The sequence below is a fragment of the Marinomonas algicola genome, from assembly GCF_014805825.1.
Lineage (GTDB): Bacteria > Pseudomonadota > Gammaproteobacteria > Pseudomonadales > Marinomonadaceae > Marinomonas > Marinomonas algicola.
The window spans coordinates 2,065,889-2,081,683 of record NZ_CP061941.1; the positions used below are offsets into that span (position 1 = coordinate 2,065,889).

15 protein-coding genes are annotated in these 15,795 nt (G+C 40.1%); 3 read left to right on the plus strand and 12 right to left on the minus strand.

Annotated elements, in window-relative coordinates:
• Positions 1–26: 26 nt before the first annotated feature.
• The 3 genes from IEZ33_RS09365 to IEZ33_RS09375 are packed head-to-tail and all read left to right on the plus strand — an operon-like array spanning position 27 to position 1,989.
• Entirely contained in the window at positions 27–794 is a 768-nt protein-coding gene (locus IEZ33_RS09365; protein ID WP_191603384.1) for a motility protein A, read from the plus strand.
• 3 nt (positions 795–797) lie between these two features.
• Entirely contained in the window at positions 798–1,577 is a 780-nt protein-coding gene (locus IEZ33_RS09370; RefSeq protein ID WP_191603385.1) for an OmpA/MotB family protein, read from the plus strand.
• On the plus strand, positions 1,567–1,989 hold the full coding sequence (locus tag IEZ33_RS09375) for a hypothetical protein (protein WP_191603386.1): 423 nt from the start codon (positions 1,567–1,569) through the stop codon (positions 1,987–1,989). Before IEZ33_RS09370 ends, IEZ33_RS09375 begins: the two co-directional genes overlap by 11 nt.
• Positions 1,990–2,035: 46 nt before the next feature.
• Here IEZ33_RS09375 and IEZ33_RS09380 read toward each other — a convergent pair whose 3' ends face one another.
• The 12 genes from IEZ33_RS09380 to groL all read right to left on the minus strand — a co-directional run bounded on the left by IEZ33_RS09380 (position 2,036) and on the right by groL (position 15,746).
• Positions 2,036–3,208: an O-succinylhomoserine sulfhydrylase gene (locus tag IEZ33_RS09380; protein WP_191603387.1), complete on the minus strand. Its 1,173-nt coding sequence runs from the start codon at positions 3,206–3,208 to the stop codon at positions 2,036–2,038.
• An 80-nt stretch (positions 3,209–3,288) separates the two neighbouring features.
• Positions 3,289–4,797: an amidophosphoribosyltransferase gene (gene purF, locus IEZ33_RS09385; RefSeq protein WP_191603388.1), complete on the minus strand. Its 1,509-nt coding sequence runs from the start codon at positions 4,795–4,797 to the stop codon at positions 3,289–3,291.
• Between the two features lie 56 nt (positions 4,798–4,853).
• Positions 4,854–5,387, minus strand: coding sequence for a CvpA family protein (locus tag IEZ33_RS09390; protein WP_191603389.1), 534 nt, complete (start codon positions 5,385–5,387; stop codon positions 4,854–4,856).
• A 64-nt stretch (positions 5,388–5,451) separates the two neighbouring features.
• Positions 5,452–6,084 carry an SPOR domain-containing protein gene (locus IEZ33_RS09395; protein WP_191603390.1) on the minus strand — a complete coding sequence of 211 codons (633 nt, stop codon included), beginning with the start codon at positions 6,082–6,084 and terminating at the stop codon, positions 5,452–5,454.
• A gap of 12 nt (positions 6,085–6,096) precedes the next feature.
• Positions 6,097–7,320, minus strand: a complete 1,224-nt coding sequence (gene folC / locus IEZ33_RS09400; protein ID WP_191603391.1) for a bifunctional tetrahydrofolate synthase/dihydrofolate synthase — start codon at positions 7,318–7,320, stop codon at positions 6,097–6,099.
• A gap of 4 nt (positions 7,321–7,324) precedes the next feature.
• Positions 7,325–8,188 carry an acetyl-CoA carboxylase, carboxyltransferase subunit beta gene (gene accD, locus IEZ33_RS09405; protein ID WP_191603392.1) on the minus strand — a complete coding sequence of 288 codons (864 nt, stop codon included), beginning with the start codon at positions 8,186–8,188 and terminating at the stop codon, positions 7,325–7,327.
• Between the two features lie 33 nt (positions 8,189–8,221).
• The gene (gene trpA / locus IEZ33_RS09410) at positions 8,222–9,028 is read right to left on the minus strand and encodes a tryptophan synthase subunit alpha (RefSeq protein ID WP_191603393.1); all 807 of its coding nucleotides are present in this window, start codon (positions 9,026–9,028) and stop codon (positions 8,222–8,224) included.
• Between the two features lie 2 nt (positions 9,029–9,030).
• Complete coding sequence (gene trpB, locus IEZ33_RS09415) at positions 9,031–10,242, minus strand: tryptophan synthase subunit beta (protein ID WP_191603394.1); 1,212 nt, start codon at positions 10,240–10,242, stop codon at positions 9,031–9,033.
• Positions 10,235–10,852 carry a phosphoribosylanthranilate isomerase gene (locus tag IEZ33_RS09420; protein WP_191603395.1) on the minus strand — a complete coding sequence of 206 codons (618 nt, stop codon included), beginning with the start codon at positions 10,850–10,852 and terminating at the stop codon, positions 10,235–10,237. Before IEZ33_RS09420 ends, trpB begins: the two co-directional genes overlap by 8 nt.
• Positions 10,836–11,660 (minus strand): tRNA pseudouridine(38-40) synthase TruA, encoded by an 825-nt coding sequence (gene truA, locus IEZ33_RS09425; RefSeq protein WP_191603396.1) that lies wholly within the window; start codon positions 11,658–11,660, stop codon positions 10,836–10,838. The genes IEZ33_RS09420 and truA overlap by 17 nt, the downstream gene beginning before the upstream one ends.
• 1 nt (position 11,661) lies before the next feature.
• Positions 11,662–13,839, minus strand: coding sequence for a FimV/HubP family polar landmark protein (locus IEZ33_RS09430; protein ID WP_191603397.1), 2,178 nt, complete (start codon positions 13,837–13,839; stop codon positions 11,662–11,664).
• A 260-nt stretch (positions 13,840–14,099) separates the two neighbouring features.
• Positions 14,100–15,746, minus strand: a complete 1,647-nt coding sequence (gene groL / locus IEZ33_RS09435) for a chaperonin GroEL (protein ID WP_191603398.1) — start codon at positions 15,744–15,746, stop codon at positions 14,100–14,102.
• Positions 15,747–15,795 lie beyond the last annotated feature (49 nt).

Here is a 15,795-nt window from a genome sequence, read left to right on the forward strand (position 1 = left end):
GCATTCTTATTTAGGTGAATTAAATAATGGATTTTGCATCATTTGTTGGAATAATAACCGGTCTTTTCCTCATCGTTTCTGCTATTTTCTTGGGTAGCAGTGATATGTCTATTTTCGTCAATATTCCTGGAATGATGATAGTTATTGGTGGCACCATTGCTGCCACATTAGTTACCTTTCAATTTAAAGATACTGTATCAGCTCTTAGAGCATCAATTATCATATTTACCCAAGATAAGCAGAATCCACAAGCTATGATTGCAACCATGCTGCAATTAACTAAAGTAGCTCGCCGTGAAGGACTGATTGCATTAAGTCGAGTTGAAGCGGACTCACCCTTTTTAAAAAGAGCCCTAACCATGGCCTCTGATGCATCGGATGAGACCTATATTCGCAATACTCTTCAAGCAGACATTGATTCTCTAAAAATGCGTCACTATGTGGTTCAAGATGTGTTTAAAAAAATGGGAACCTATGCCCCCGCTTTTGGCATGTTAGGTACATTAATTGGCCTGATTCAAATGCTTTCTCAGCTGGATAACCCTGATACCATTGGACCATCGATGGCCGTAGCACTTCTAACGACATTTTATGGTTCTTTATTAGCTACGGTATTTTTTCAGCCAATTGCAGGTAAATTGAAGGCGAGAACGATTCTTGAAATACAGACACTTGAAATTATTCGTGATGGCACAGTGAGCCTCCTTGGTAGTAACAACTATTTAGCCGTTTATGAAAGACTGTCTTCTTATGTGCCGGCTCATCAACGTAAACCAGCAGGTATAGGGGAATAGTACATGAGCGACCCTTTATTTGAAGAAGATGAAGTCCCAACGTGGATATTTACTTTTGCTGATTTAATGTCGCTTTTGTTGGTTTTTTTTATACTGATGTATAGCCTGTCAAAAATGACAGAAACGACATTAGAGGCGGCCCTCTCCTCAATACAGATTGCACTTTCAAGTAATGGCGCAAATATCAATCAATCGCCTCGTTTTTATTCAGGAGGTGGTACCCAAGTTATAAAACCTGAACCGCCTCAATTAGCGGATAATCAAGACCTTACTTTCTCTGAAGAACCTATTGATACGGAAGAAAGAGAGCAGGTAAATGAAATCGCTAACGACATTGCGAACAAAATGATCTCTTCCAATTTATCGAATGCTGTATCTGTATTTGAAGATGGAGAAAAAATAACCATTCGAGTTGATGGACAAACTCTTTTTGATTCAGGAGACTCTCAGCTCTCATACGAAGCAGAATTTATCTTTAATAAACTTATTGATATATTTAACCGTTATCCTGAATACTCTATCAGCATTCAAGGTCATACAGATAACATTCCCATTAATACAGTTAAATACCCAAGTAATTGGGAGTTATCAGCCATTCGAGCGACAACCGCATTAAGATATTTTTTGGCGGCTGGATTTCGACCTGAGAGAATGACAGCCACAGGCTACGCAGACAGTATCCCTCTTGTGCGAAATGATACGCCTGAGAATCGTGCCATAAATCGTCGTGCTGAATTTGTTTTACAAAAGGATCCTGAGTTACAAAAATTATATGACAAATAGACCTGACTATCATATTGCTTATACGGCTCACAAAAACAGACGAATGGCTTTTCGAGCGCAACTAGAAAGCGAGACGTTTTCTCTATTATACCAAGGCGTTTTTTACCCGTGCCTGAGCATCAGTAATCAAGGTTGCCTTATCGAAGGAACACTTGATTCGGCCTTAGAAGTTATTAATGCAGAAATTTTGTATGAAAAAATTAAGATCGGCGAAATTAAAGGCAGAATTGTTCGTTCGCAAGATGAAGAAATGATGGCACTTCACTTTATTTCAATCAGTCGAGAAACAAAAGCGTTCATAGAAGAGTATGTTTTATCACTACAAAAGGAAGAACTTAAAATAGCGAGCATTGAAAAAAGAAAAGTAGAGGAATCCCGATTACTTCAAGCAGAAGAAAAATATAATAATTAGTCATAATAAGGAATCACGCAAATCCCTTTACGTGATTCATTGAATATTAAATAGAACTTAATGCATTTTCTAAATCATTAATAATATCTTGAACATCTTCTATCCCCACAGAAATACGAATTAGCCCCTCTACAATTCCAGCGTCTCTTTTCTGTTCGTCTGTTAGACGGCCATGTGTTGTGCTAGCAGGATGTGTCACCAATGACTTTGTATCGCCTAAATTACCAGTAATAGAAAGTAACTTTGTTCCGTTAATCACTTTCCAAGCAGCGTCTCTTCCACCTGTCACTTCAAATGATAACAAACCACCAAAGCCTTTTTGCTGCTGCTTTGCTAACTCATGATATTTGTGTGACGGCAAACCACCATAATTCACTTTAATAACTTTAGGGTGCGTCTCAAGCCATTCAGCAAGCTGCTGGGCATTATCTGAATGCGCTTTCATTCTTAGAGGTAATGTTTCTAAAGCGTTTAACAAAACCCAAGCGTTAAATGGACTCATGCAAGGACCAGCGCTACGCATAAAACCGGTAAATTCATTGATGATATTTTGACTTGAAATTAACGCGCCTCCAAGGCATCGCCCTTGGCCATCAATAAACTTCGTTGCCGATTGCATAACAATATCGGCGCCCTGTGTTATGGGATTTTGTAATGCTGGTGTGGCAAGTACCGTATCCACACAAAGCAAAGCATTTTTTTTGTGAGCAATCTTAGCCACTCTTGCTACATCCACCACTTCGTATAATGGGTTAGACGGTGTTTCAAAATAACAAAGACGGGTGTTATCCGTTACTTCTCTTTCCCAGGCTTCATAATCTGTAGCGTCCACATAAACAACATCAACACCAAATTTTTTAGTATAGGTATCAAAAAATTTAACCGTTGAACCAAAAATATTACGCGAACAAACTACCCGATCACCACTACTTAATAAACTGTAAGCCATTGTCATTAGCGCTGACATGCCTGAGCTTGTCGCAATGGCCGCGTCAGCTTTCTCTAATACAGCGAGCTTTTTTTCAAATAATTCTACCGTTGGGTTCGTGAAGCGAGAGTATACATTGCCATCCACATCACCAGAAAATTTACCGGCCGCCTCTTCTGCACTGCTATAAGCAAAGCTTGACGTCATAAATATTGCTTCGCTATTTTCTTGTTCAAGTGTTTGGCGTGTGCCGCTGTGAATTATGTTGGTTAAATCTCTGTAGTCTGACATCAATACTTTCCTTAACAATACTTAAATAAAAACGCCCAATAAAATTGGGCGTTCTCGTCTTTTCAACCCCTAATCAGTTATTAGAATGGGTGCATCATATCACTTGATTGCTGCGGTTCTTCACCAGATTTTTGAGCATCATTACGTGCTTTTTCTAAATTGTCTAAATATTGAGTATCAATATTCCCCGTAATGTATTTACCATCAAATACCGAGGTATCGAACTCTCTTACATTTGAATGCTTTTCATCTATACAGGCATCAATTAAGTCATTAAGGTTTTGAAAAATCAACTTATCTGCCCCAATTAATTCACAGATTTCATCTGAATTTTTACCATTAGCAATCAACTCTGTAACAGCAGGCATATCAATACCATAAACATTCGGGTAACGAACTTCTGGTGCAGCTGATGCTATATATACTTTCTTCGCCCCAGCGTCCCTAGCCATTTCGATAATTTCTTTACTCGTTGTACCGCGAACAATAGAGTCGTCAACTAATAACACCACTTTATCTTTGAATTCAAATGGCACTGGGTTTAACTTTTGACGAACAGACTTCTTACGAATTGTTTGACCTGGCATAATAAACGTTCGGCCAATATAGCGATTTTTAACTAACCCTTCCCTAAATGGAATGTTGAGTCTTTGAGCAATTTGTAATGCGGCTGTACGGCTTGTATCTGGAATAGGAATAACAACATCAATATCATGATCAAGCCATTCTTCTTCAATTTTCTCAGCCAGCTTTTCACCCATATTAATGCGAGCTTTATAAACAGAGATATTATCAATTACTGTGTCAGGACGGGCGAAATAAACATATTCAAACAAACAAGGTCGTGCCACTTTAGCCGGTGTACATTGTTTAAAATGAATTTGACGATTTACATCCACAAAAATGGCTTCGCCAGGGTTGATGTCTCTTTCGATTTTGAAACCCGCCGCATCAAGAGCAACGCTTTCAGAAGCAACCATATATTCTTTGCCATCAACAGTATCTCTTGAACCATAAATTAATGGTCTAATGCCATCTGGATCACGGAAAGCAAGAATGCCATAACCTGTAATAAGTGACACGACCGCATAGCCACCTTGAATACGTGCATATACGCGTTCTAAAGAGTTAAAAATATCATTAGCAGTTGGAACTAACTTACCCTCTTCATGTAATTCATGTGCCAAGACATTCAACAGAACTTCAGAATCTGAAGTCGTATTAATGTGCCTAAGGTCGTCTTCAAAAAGTTCTTGCGCCAACTTTTTTGTATTTGTTAAGTTGCCATTATGTGCAAGTGAAATACCATAAGGGGAGTTAACATAAAAGGGTTGTGCTTCAGCGGAACTGGATGTGCCAGCTGTTGGATAGCGGGTATGGCCAATACCTATTGTGCCAAGAAGTTTTTTCATGTGGCGAGTACGAAATACTTCACTTACAGATCCATTGTCTTTGCGTAAACATAACCTTCCATTGTGACTCGTAACCATTCCAGCCGCATCTTGTCCACGATGCTGAAGCAAAGTAAGAGCATCAAAGATGACTTGATTGACCATTGTAGTGCCAACTACGCCGACGATACCACACATTCTGTTATTCCTCGTGTTTTAGGGGAAAGACGATATTTAAATCGATATTCATTGTTTTAACTTTCTAAAACGCGGTCTATTAAAGTAGAGTCTATTACAGACTCACTTTTGCCTAACATATCCCGCGCCCAGTCTTTGAATAGAACCAATCTAGGAGTTAATTTAGATTCCTGCCAAAATTCATTTTCTGTTATTGCAGAACTTAAGCTCAGTAACGAAATGACGGCAATAACAATTAATGAGCCTCTAGCGAAACCAAATACCATACCTAGGATACGATCGGTGCTAGATAGCCCAGTAACGTGTACTAGAGACCCCAATAAATGACTAATTAGTGCACCAACGCATAAGCTGGAAATGAATAGAATAAGAAAAGAAGCAATGTATCTCACTTGATCATTTTGTATTTGATCGATTAAAAGAGATTGAAGTTGCGTAGAGAATTTTACTGAAATAGCAAATGCCATAGCCCAAGTTATTAAAGAAAACACTTCTTTTATAAAGCCCCTTCTAAGACTCAGCAAAGAGGAAACTAAAATAACAATAAAAATCACCCAGTCAAGCGTTGCAATCGAGCTTAATTGTTCCATGGAAGCCTCATACTAATTGACGTGGAAGTTTATCAGATGTGCTATTAATTCCAAATACATAATCTTAATTTTCTGAATACTTCACAATCAACCCCTTCAAACCAATGTCTTTTTTGATTTGATCACGAAACTGTTCGGCTTTTTCTCTTTTTATTTCAGGTCCAACATACACTTTATACAGTGAATTAGTGGTAATACTGTAAGCAGCATAATCCGCTTTGATTAATTTTTTAACGAGATTTTCAGCATTGTTCTTACTTTTGAAAGTGGCTATTTGTACAGACCAACGGGGCTCTTTTGATGCCGTTGGAGCGACTGACTTAGGCGTAGACGATTGCTCATTGGAACGTATTGTATTGGTTGCTTTAACGGTAACTTGTGGTTTGAAAATACCATCATCACTTTGCTTACTATGTTCTTCTTTTTTAACCGATGAAGTTGATACATTTGTTGTCGGTTCATCGGCTGAAGAAGACGGTTCAATTTCACTATCAGAATCATCATTTATACCAAGACTGGTAATAGGCTGTAAAGGCGCTACTTTGACGCTTGGGATGCTAGGAGCCGCTTCAATTTGAATCGTTACATCCAATTCTGGAGGTCTTTCACCGTCTAGAATAATAGGTAACACCGCCGCTGACACAATCACTAATATGATCACGCCAATCAATCTAAAACGAACTGTTTTATCAAGCATTAAATAAAGTCCCTAAGAGTTAACTTCTAAATAGTCTGCAACTGTATGAAATGAACCAAATACGACTATTGGGAGATCGTTCTCTAAGGCATATTTTTTTGCTTCTATAAACGCGGCAGATACAGATTCGGAGCATGATGAAGAAGGGAGATACTGTGCTAATGTCGATGCTTTTGCACCTCTAGGAACATGAAGATCGGCAAAGAACCATTTAGAAAACGAGTCGGCTAATATCTCAATAACACTTTGAAAATCTTTGTCTTCTAACATTCCACAAACAGCAATAGGCTGAACATTAAGCTTGTGTATTTGTCTTGCTAACTCAGAAGCCGCCTCAGGGTTGTGTGCCACATCAATAATGACATGTGGATCTGTAGAGACGTGTTGAAATCGACCTAATAGGTTAATGGAAGAAAACAGTTTATTGAGTTTTTCTTGTGTTGGCTTTAACTCTGAGTAAACGAGCGCAGCGATAACTGTTGCCGCGTTCTCTAACGGAAGTTTAGGTATATTAAGTTGTGAAAACTCAACCTCTTCATTTTTCCATGACCAGCATTCTTCTTGCTCATCAAAAGAAAAATCCTCATTTTTTTGTTTTAAAATAGCACCGATAGAAGAGGCATTAGATCGAATGGTTGCAGGAGGGCTAACCACACCACTAACAAGCAAGCAATTATCGCGCGCTATACCTGTTTTCTCTATGGCAATTTGATCAAGAGAGTCTCCCAACCAGTCTGTATGATCTAAAGCAATCGAGGTCACGATAGCAACATCAGCATCTAGCATATTGACAGAATCAAGACGTCCACCCAATCCCACTTCTAAAACCCAATAATCCAACTTTGCTTGGCTGAAAAGGTAAAAAGCGGCCAAGGTATTAAACTCAAAATATGTGAGTTCAATGTCCCCTCTTATTTTATCGATAACAACGAATGCTTCGCAAATTGAAGCGTCTGTAACAGGTTGACCATTAATCGCTATGCGTTCATTGAACTTTAAAAAATGAGGCGAAGTAAAAGTGCCAACAGATAAACCGTCATTAACAAAATAACCTGTTAGCATGGCGCACGTGGAACCTTTGCCATTTGTGCCTGCAACAGTAAAGACCTTATACTTAGGTCTATCAATATTTAATCTTTCTAAGACCAAAGAGCAGCGGTCCAGGCCTAATTCAATATTATTAGGATGCTGGCCTTCAATATAAGAAAGCCAGTCCTCAAGCGTTTTGCCTGACATTATATTAAGCGGCCTTATTGGTTAGCATAGATAAGATATTATAGAGCCGATCACGCATTTCATGCCTAGGAATGATCATGTCAAGCGCCCCTTTGTCTAACAAAAACTCACTGCGCTGAAAGCCTTCAGGCAATTTCTCTCGCACGGTTTGCTCAATAACACGAGGACCCGCAAAACCGATTAAAGCATTAGGCTCGGCCACATTTAAATCTCCAAGCATGGCAAGAGAAGCAGATACGCCACCGAAAACCGGATCAGTCATGGCTGAAATATACGGTATGCCTTGTTGTTTCATCTTCTCTAGCCCTGCACTTGTTTTGGCCATCTGCATCAATGAAATTAAGGCTTCTTGCATTCGTGCCCCACCACTTGCCGCAAAACAAACCAAAGGAATGTTTTTTTCTAGACAAACATTGACGGCTTGAATAAAGCGCTCTCCAACAATTGAGCCCATCGAGCCGCCCATAAAGTTGAATTCAAACGAAACCGCCACAACAGGCATTCCATTTAAGGTACCTTCCATCGCAATTAAGGCATCTTTTTCGCCTGTTGCTTTTTGGGAGCTGATTAAGCGATCTTTGTAGCGCTTTGAATCTTTAAACTTTAATTTGTCTTCTGGTTCTAATTCGGCGGCAATTTCCACGCGACCTTCTTTATCAAGAAAGATATCTAAACGTTTTCTGGCACTAATACGCATGTGGTGCTCACACTTTGGGCAAACATCCAAATTTTTCTCAAGTTCAGGACGGTATAGAACAGATTCACATTTAGGGCACTTCTTCCAAAGACCTTCTGGAACAGAACCACCCACTCGCTTTGACTCGCTCTTCATAATTGAAGGGACAAATTTATCTAACCAACTACTCATTATTTACTCCAGAAACCTTAATATACTTGCTACCTAAGCATCCATTGCTTGACGCATAGGTAATAAAATCTTATTTAACTCTTGTCCTATTTGGTTGCCAGACGCTTGTTGATTTTCAGCGATGCAATTCACTAATACGCTACCGACAATCACACCATCAGAACATTGACTCACCTTTTGAGCTGTTTCAGCATCACGAATACCAAAACCAACGCCAATAGGTAGATCTGTAATTTCTTTTAAGCTATCAACGTGTTTTTTCACGCTTGCAACATCCAAAGAGGCTGTTCCAGTAACACCCTTGATAGATACATAATAGACATAACCAGTGGCTAGATTACATATTTTCTTCGCACGTTCCATCGTTGTGGTTGGTGACAAAAGATAAATCAAATCAAGCTCATGTTCTTTGAAGAATTCTACTACATCTATCGCTTCTTCAGGAGTTAAATCAACTAATAAAACACCGTCAACTCCGGCATTTTTAGCGGCCATTGTAAACGCTTCATAACCAAAAAACTCAATAGGGTTTAAATACCCCATTAAGACAACTGGTGTAGTGTCATTGGTCTTACGAAACTCTGAAACAATATTTAATACTTTTCGAATACTTGTACCTGCGGCTAAGCTTCTTTCGCAAGCCAATTGAATAACAGGACCATCAGCCATTGGGTCAGAAAAAGGCATACCTAATTCAATAATATCTGATCCACTGTCGACCAAAGAGTGCATAATATCAACTGTGTGGTCTGGTGTTGGGTCTCCTGCCGTAACAAAAGGAATAAGCGCTTTCTTATTGCTCGCTTTTAAATTAATAAAGCATTGTTTTATTCGACTCATGACTACACCTTAATACCATCTAATTCAGCAACTGTAAGAATATCTTTATCACCACGACCAGATAAGTTAATCACAACAATTTGATCTTTATCCATAGTAGCCGCTAGCTTCATGCCATAGGCAATCGCGTGACTTGATTCAAGTGCAGGCATGATGCCTTCAAGCCGAGTAAGATCTCTAAAACCATCCATAGCCTCATCATCATTAATCGCGACGTAGTTTGCACGCCCTACATCTTTTAACCAAGAATGCTCAGGTCCAACACCCGGATAGTCTAAACCAGCAGAAATAGAATGAGTGCCAATGATTTGACCGTCCTCATCCGCCATTACATACGTTCTATTTCCGTGTAAAACGCCAGGACGACCTGCTGATAAAGGCGCTGCGTGACGCCCTGTTTCAATACCATCGCCGCCGGCTTCAACGCCATACATAGCCACATCGGTATCCGCAATAAAGGGATGAAACATACCTATCGCATTAGAACCACCGCCGACGCACGCGACTAAGGCATCAGGGAGGCGGCCTGCTTGAGTAATGCATTGTTGCTTTATTTCCCGACCAATGACGGATTGAAAATCTCTAACGAGTTTAGGGTATGGATGAGGCCCAGCCGCAGTTCCAATGATGTAAAAAGTATCGTCTACATTACTAACCCAATAACGCATGGCTTCATTGAGCGCATCTTTCAGTGTCTTTGTTCCGGATTCAACGGAAATAACTTCGGCACCAAGCAGCTTCATTCTGTAAACATTAAGAGACTGGCGCTTGATGTCTTCAGCACCCATAAACACTTTGCACTTTAAACCGAGTCTAGCGGCCACTGTTGCAGACGCTACCCCATGCTGGCCTGCACCTGTTTCGGCAATGATATTTGGTTTACCCATAAATTTTGCCAAAAGAGCTTGGCCAATCGTGTTGTTGATTTTGTGGGCACCAGTATGATTTAAATCTTCTCTTTTTAAATATATTTTTGCTCCGCCGGCTTTTTCAGTTAAACGCTCAGCGAAATATAAAGGAGAAGGACGACCAACGTAGTGAGCTAAATCACGGTCAAACTCAGCTTGAAAATCCTCTTCCTTTGAGAGCTTCTCGTATACCTTGGTTAAATCATCTAAGGCAGACATTAATGTCTCAGATACAAAAACACCACCAAATTGCCCGAATCGACCATGTTCATCAGGTAAGTTTGTAGAAAATTCTACTTTATCCACGTTTTACTCCTAAAATAAATTTTTCTAATTTTGTTTTGTCTTTAATGCCTTTCGTTAACTCAACACCACCACTAACGTCTACGGCATAGATACCTGGAACTTTTATCGCATCAGTAATATTAGAGGGCGTTAAACCACCGGCTAAAATAATAGGTGTTGTTAATTCTTTTGGAATAATATCCCAATTAAATGTTTCGCCGGTTCCTCCAGGTACACCTTCTTTATATGCATCTAATAATAATGCGGCGGCCGAGGGGTAGCTATTTAATTGAGAAAGTAATGTTTCCTCACTTTGCACCCTCAAAGCTTTAATGTAAGGGCGATTAAAACTAAGACATTCTTGCTCAGTTTCGTTTCCATGAAATTGAATTACCCAGCGTGAGTTACTCTCAATAACGTCATTTACCTCACCTTCATTTGCATCAACAAAAAGAGCAACAGGTGTTACGAAAGGTGGTAATTGCTTTAAGATTTCATTTGCAACGTTAGGCGAGACGTATCTTGGACTTTTTTTATAAAACACAAAGCCCAAAGCATCTGCACCTAGAGAGGATGCGATAATGGCATCCTCTAAGTTGGTTATTCCACAAATTTTAACTCGATGTGACATAATTTTTTTCTTTATGGTTAGGCAAAAAATGGGGCCCTAATGGCAACGATGGTAATCCATATTCTACTGGATATTCGGCATGAACAAAATACAGTCCATACGGAGGAGCCGTTACACCGGCAACCGTTCTGTCTTTTGCATGTAGCACCTCTTTTGCCCACCCAACTGGTTTTTCACCTGCACCGATTGCAATAAGAACGCCAGCAAAATTTCGAATCATATGATGCAAAAACGCATTAGCTCTTACATCCAAAACAATATATGAATCCGTTTCATATACCTCAAAATTCATCACTGTCCGAACAGGGCTATGGGCCTGACACCCAACGGCACGATATGAAGTAAAGTCATGAGTACCCAAAAAGCATTCAGCAGCTTCTCTCATTAAAGAGGCATTAAGTGCTTTATATGTCCATGTTACTTCTTTGGCCATGATAGCAGACCGATATTGCTTACTGTATATAACATAACGATACCGCCTACTTAACGCACCAAAACGTGCATGGAAGCTATCCGCTACATTAACCGCACTCACAACACTAATGTCATCAGGCAAATTAGAGTTTGCACCTGAGACCCATGCTTTATTCTCTCTTATGGATTCCGTTTCAAAGTGTATAACTTGATAACACGCATGAACACCTGAATCCGTTCTCCCCGCACAAATAACAGAGACTTGGTGATTGGCGATTTTGCTAAGCGCCTTTTCTAAGAAATCTTGTACTGTTTCTACCCTACCTTTTTGAGATTGCCAGCCCTTATATCTTGACCCTTTATACTCAACAACCAACGCAATTTTACTACTCACTTTACGTCATCCGCTCCAACATGTTTTGAGCTTCAGCAATTTGAGTCTCACTTCCAGATTCTACAACATCATCTAGTATCACTCTTGCACCTTCTTCATCTCCCATGTCCATATAGGCTCTGGCTAAATCTAGTTTTGTTGCCACCTCATCTCCGCTTGCATCGAAGAAATCGATCTCTTCCTCCTCATCGGATTCTTCCGCATCTTCGGCCGCTTCATTTTCACCAAATTCTGGAATTTCAAGATCTTCAGTTTCAAATTCACTCTCAATATCAGTAAGATCGTCTTCCAAAGCACTTTCAATTGACGGTTCAGGTGCTTCTTGTTCGTTAGCAAGTTCATCTATGTCATTTAAGCCGGAATCATCAAGTAAGTTTGATACGAAAGACTCTTCTTCTGAATTGTCTAGCTCGTCAATAGTTGGTTGCGTGTCTTCAATTGTTGGAACATTATCATCAACTAAGGCATCGATATCATCAAAACCTTCGGTTTCATCCAGTTCCTCAAGCTCATCCAGTTCCTCAAGCTCATCCAACTCCATCTCAGGCTCTGAAGGTGGAGGGTCATCAACCTCTATTTCGTCATCTAATGAGCTAGAATCTTCATCGAAATCAAACTCGTCAACCTCGTTTTCATCTGATAATTCCAAATCCAAATCGTCTAATTCATCATTACCAAAATCAAAGGCAAATGGGTCTTCTTCTTCTATTTCATCTACCTCAGGGAGCGGCTCCTCACCCTCTTCTTCAATATCGTCTGCCATGTTTGTCACAGCGGCTGCACTCGCCGTGGCCGTGACGGCCGCAGCGCTTCCCATACCGACTCCAGATGATAAGTCAAACTCGTTGCCTAACGAATCTAATGCTTCCTCTCTTTTAATGCCTCTTCGCTTTAACATGAAACCTATTAAAATACCCAGCAGCATCATTACAGCCGCAATAGCAGACATAATGACTGGATTTTTAAATATTTGATTAAATATTGAGTTTTCTTCAGCGGCTTCCGTTTCTCGACGGAGTTGGTCTGCTTCAAGCAGTTGGTCAACGGTATTCTTTTGTTCTTGCATTATCTGCTGAGCACTGATCATTTGCTGCTGAAGCTCTGCAAGCTGAGAGTCTTTTAAACTTATTAACTTTTCTAATGTGGCTTGTTGATCTGTTAACTCTTTCAACTTACCTTCTAGTTCGCTTTTCTCGCGGCGCTCTTTATCTAAAAGCTCATTACTCTCTGAAAGCTTGCCTTCTAAATTTTTAACCGCTTCTGAATTGGCTTGATTAGAGTTAGAGGAGTCTTCTGGGAGAACACTGGAACCAGATATCAATGATAGCTTATCATCATTATTTAATTCTGATTTTGTTTGTTGATTCGAGTTTGCTTGTGTATTTAATTGAGCTTTTTCTAAACTTTTTGGTAATTTTCCCGCTCTCTTTAAGGCATTCCAGGCCGCATTCTGTCGTTCGAACTCTTCTTTAGACGCCAGTTGATTAAACACAGCGATTTGTTCTTGAGTCGGTAGCCTTAAAACAGACCCTTCCTTAAGTAAGTTAATATTATTTGCATAAAACGCTTCTTCATTAAGCGCTTGAATGGCCATCATTGTTTGGTAAATAGTAAGGTCGTTAGACGTTTTATTGTTTTTCGCAATAGACCAAAGTGTATTTCCTTTGATAACGTTGAGCTCATTAGCCAGTGCAGTTGGCCTAGCCGTCGAACCTGAAGTGTTTTCTTCTTGTATAATTGGAGTAATACTGGTTGATTGTATGGCACTTTGCCCCGACTTCTCGATCAAGGCACTACTGTCTAAAGGGGTTTGATACTCCCTTACAACCTGACCACTGGGCCAACGTGCGGCCAATACAAAATGCAATTCGTCTGCGTTGATTGGTGTTGCACTACGTATGTCGACAACCATTTTATCGTCACGGTTTATGACTTGAAACTGAAGTTGAGACAAAGCCCTTACAGGTGTAATGCCAGCTAATTGAAATTCGCTTTCACTACCAAGTCTTATCGTTACATCTTTAGCCGTTAGGTTTACGGAATCCGTTAAAAACACTTCGGCACGAAAAGGCTCACTGCGTGAAGATTTGAGGGATAACTCACCTAATTCAAGCGCAAAAGCAGAAGATCCGGCTAAATACCCAGACACAGCTAAACTAATGAGCGTTTTCTTTAGCATAAGTTACCCTTTATTTTATTGACTGAATAAATCATAGCATTAAGTATCTTACACAGCCTCCGATTTATCAATAGCTTTAGAATCAACGGTTTGGCTTTATTGGAAGATGCACTCTTCTTTTTAACAAAAATATAACATTATCAATTTTTAGGCAGTGGAAACTGAACAGTGTTCATGCATATAGGCGGCTCACCCTACATAAAACTAAAGGCACCGAAGTGCCTTTAGTAGAATAGTCTAGGTTAATTCAGTAATAAAAATTACATCATTCCGCCCATACCACCCATTCCGCCCATACCGCCCATATCAGGCATACTTGGCGCTTCTTCTTTTGGTGAGTCAGCAATCATGCATTCAGTCGTAATCATTAAGCCTGCAACAGATGCGGCGGCTTGAAGCGCTGAACGAGTAACTTTTGCTGGATCAAGAATCCCCATTTCAATCATATCGCCATATTCACCTGATGCCGCGTTATAGCCAAAGTTTCCTTCACCTTGCTTAACTTTATCAACAACAACCGATGCTTCATCTCCGGCATTGGTAACGATTTGACGCATTGGTGCTTCCATCGCACGTAGAGCCAATGTAATACCAACGTTTTGATCTTCGTTATCGCCAATAAGTTCTGACAAGCAAGAAAGTGCGCGAACCAAAGCAACACCACCCCCCGCGACAACACCTTCTTCAACGGCTGCACGTGTTGCATGAAGCGCATCATCAACACGCGCCTTCTTCTCTTTCATTGCCACTTCACTTGCTGCGCCGATTTTAATAACCGCAACACCGCCAGCTAATTTAGCTACGCGTTCTTGAAGTTTCTCTTTATCGTAATCAGAAGTTGAATTAGCCATCTCAGCACGAATCTGATCTACGCGACTTGTGATTTCAGAGGCTTGGCCTGCTCCATCAACAATCGTTGTACTTTCTTTAGTTAGCGTTACACGCTTGGCTGTACCAAGATGCTCAAGAGTTGTTGTATCTAAAGCTAGACCAACTTCTTCAGAAATGACAGTAGCTCCAGTAAGAATAGCAATATCTTGTAGCATTGCTTTACGACGATCACCAAAACCTGGCGCTTTTGCTGCAGCGACTTTTACAATGCCACGCATGCTGTTTACAACCAGTGTTGCAAGTGCCTCACCTTCAACATCTTCTGCAATGATAAGCAATGGGCGTGAAGCTTTTGCAACACCTTCCAATACAGGTAGAAGATCGCGAATACTTGAGATCTTTTTATCAACCAAAAGAATGAACGGGCTTTCAAGTTCAGCGCTCATATTTTCTTGATTATTGATGAAGTATGGTGAAAGGTAGCCGCGATCAAACTGCATACCTTCAACTACATCAAGTTCATCATCAAAACCTGAACCTTCTTCAACGGTAATGACACCTTCTTTACCAACGCGCTCCATTGCTTCAGAAATAATTTTACCAACAGAAGAATCGGAGTTAGCCGAAATAGTACCCACTTGCTCAACCGCTTTTGAATCTTTGCAAGGAGTAGATAATTTCGCGATTTCAGCAACTACCGATTGAGTTGCTTTATCAATACCACGCTTAAGATCCATTGGGTTGCGACCAGCGGCAACCGCTTTTAAGCCTTCAGTAATAATAGCTTGAGCAAGAACCGTCGCTGTTGTAGTACCATCACCAGCAACATCATTTGCTTGTGACGCCACTTCTTTAACCATTTGTGCGCCCATGTTTTCGAATTTATTTTCCAATTCGATTTCTTTTGCCACGGTAACACCATCTTTAGTGACAACAGGAGCTCCAAAGGACTTCTCAATAACTACATTACGACCCTTTGGTCCCAATGTTACTTTAACCGCATCGGCTAAAACATTTACGCCACGTAGCATTTGTTGACGAGCACCATCACCGAATTTAACATCTTTAGCAGACATATTTTACATTCCTAAACTGTATGTTTGATTTTATAAATGAGTTTAATAA

Bases quoted from the DNA above. Each gene is read 5' to 3' on its own strand.
- IEZ33_RS09365 (WP_191603384.1), top strand. From the start codon at position 27: ATGGATTTTGCATCATTTGTTGGAATAATAACCGGTCTTTTCCTCATC.
- IEZ33_RS09370 (WP_191603385.1), top strand. From the start codon at position 798: ATGAGCGACCCTTTATTTGAAGAAGATGAAGTCCCAACGTGGATATTT.
- IEZ33_RS09375 (WP_191603386.1), top strand. From the start codon at position 1,567: ATGACAAATAGACCTGACTATCATATTGCTTATACGGCTCACAAAAAC.
- IEZ33_RS09380 (WP_191603387.1), bottom strand. From the start codon at position 3,208: ATGTCAGACTACAGAGATTTAACCAACATAATTCACAGCGGCACACGC.
- purF (WP_191603388.1), bottom strand. From the start codon at position 4,797: ATGTGTGGTATCGTCGGCGTAGTTGGCACTACAATGGTCAATCAAGTC.
- IEZ33_RS09390 (WP_191603389.1), bottom strand. From the start codon at position 5,387: ATGGAACAATTAAGCTCGATTGCAACGCTTGACTGGGTGATTTTTATT.
- IEZ33_RS09395 (WP_191603390.1), bottom strand. From the start codon at position 6,084: ATGCTTGATAAAACAGTTCGTTTTAGATTGATTGGCGTGATCATATTA.
- folC (WP_191603391.1), bottom strand. From the start codon at position 7,320: ATGTCAGGCAAAACGCTTGAGGACTGGCTTTCTTATATTGAAGGCCAG.
- accD (WP_191603392.1), bottom strand. From the start codon at position 8,188: ATGAGTAGTTGGTTAGATAAATTTGTCCCTTCAATTATGAAGAGCGAG.
- trpA (WP_191603393.1), bottom strand. From the start codon at position 9,028: ATGAGTCGAATAAAACAATGCTTTATTAATTTAAAAGCGAGCAATAAG.
- IEZ33_RS09420 (WP_191603395.1), bottom strand. From the start codon at position 10,852: ATGTCACATCGAGTTAAAATTTGTGGAATAACCAACTTAGAGGATGCC.
- IEZ33_RS09430 (WP_191603397.1), bottom strand. From the start codon at position 13,839: ATGCTAAAGAAAACGCTCATTAGTTTAGCTGTGTCTGGGTATTTAGCC.
- groL (WP_191603398.1), bottom strand. From the start codon at position 15,746: ATGTCTGCTAAAGATGTTAAATTCGGTGATGGTGCTCGTCAACAAATG.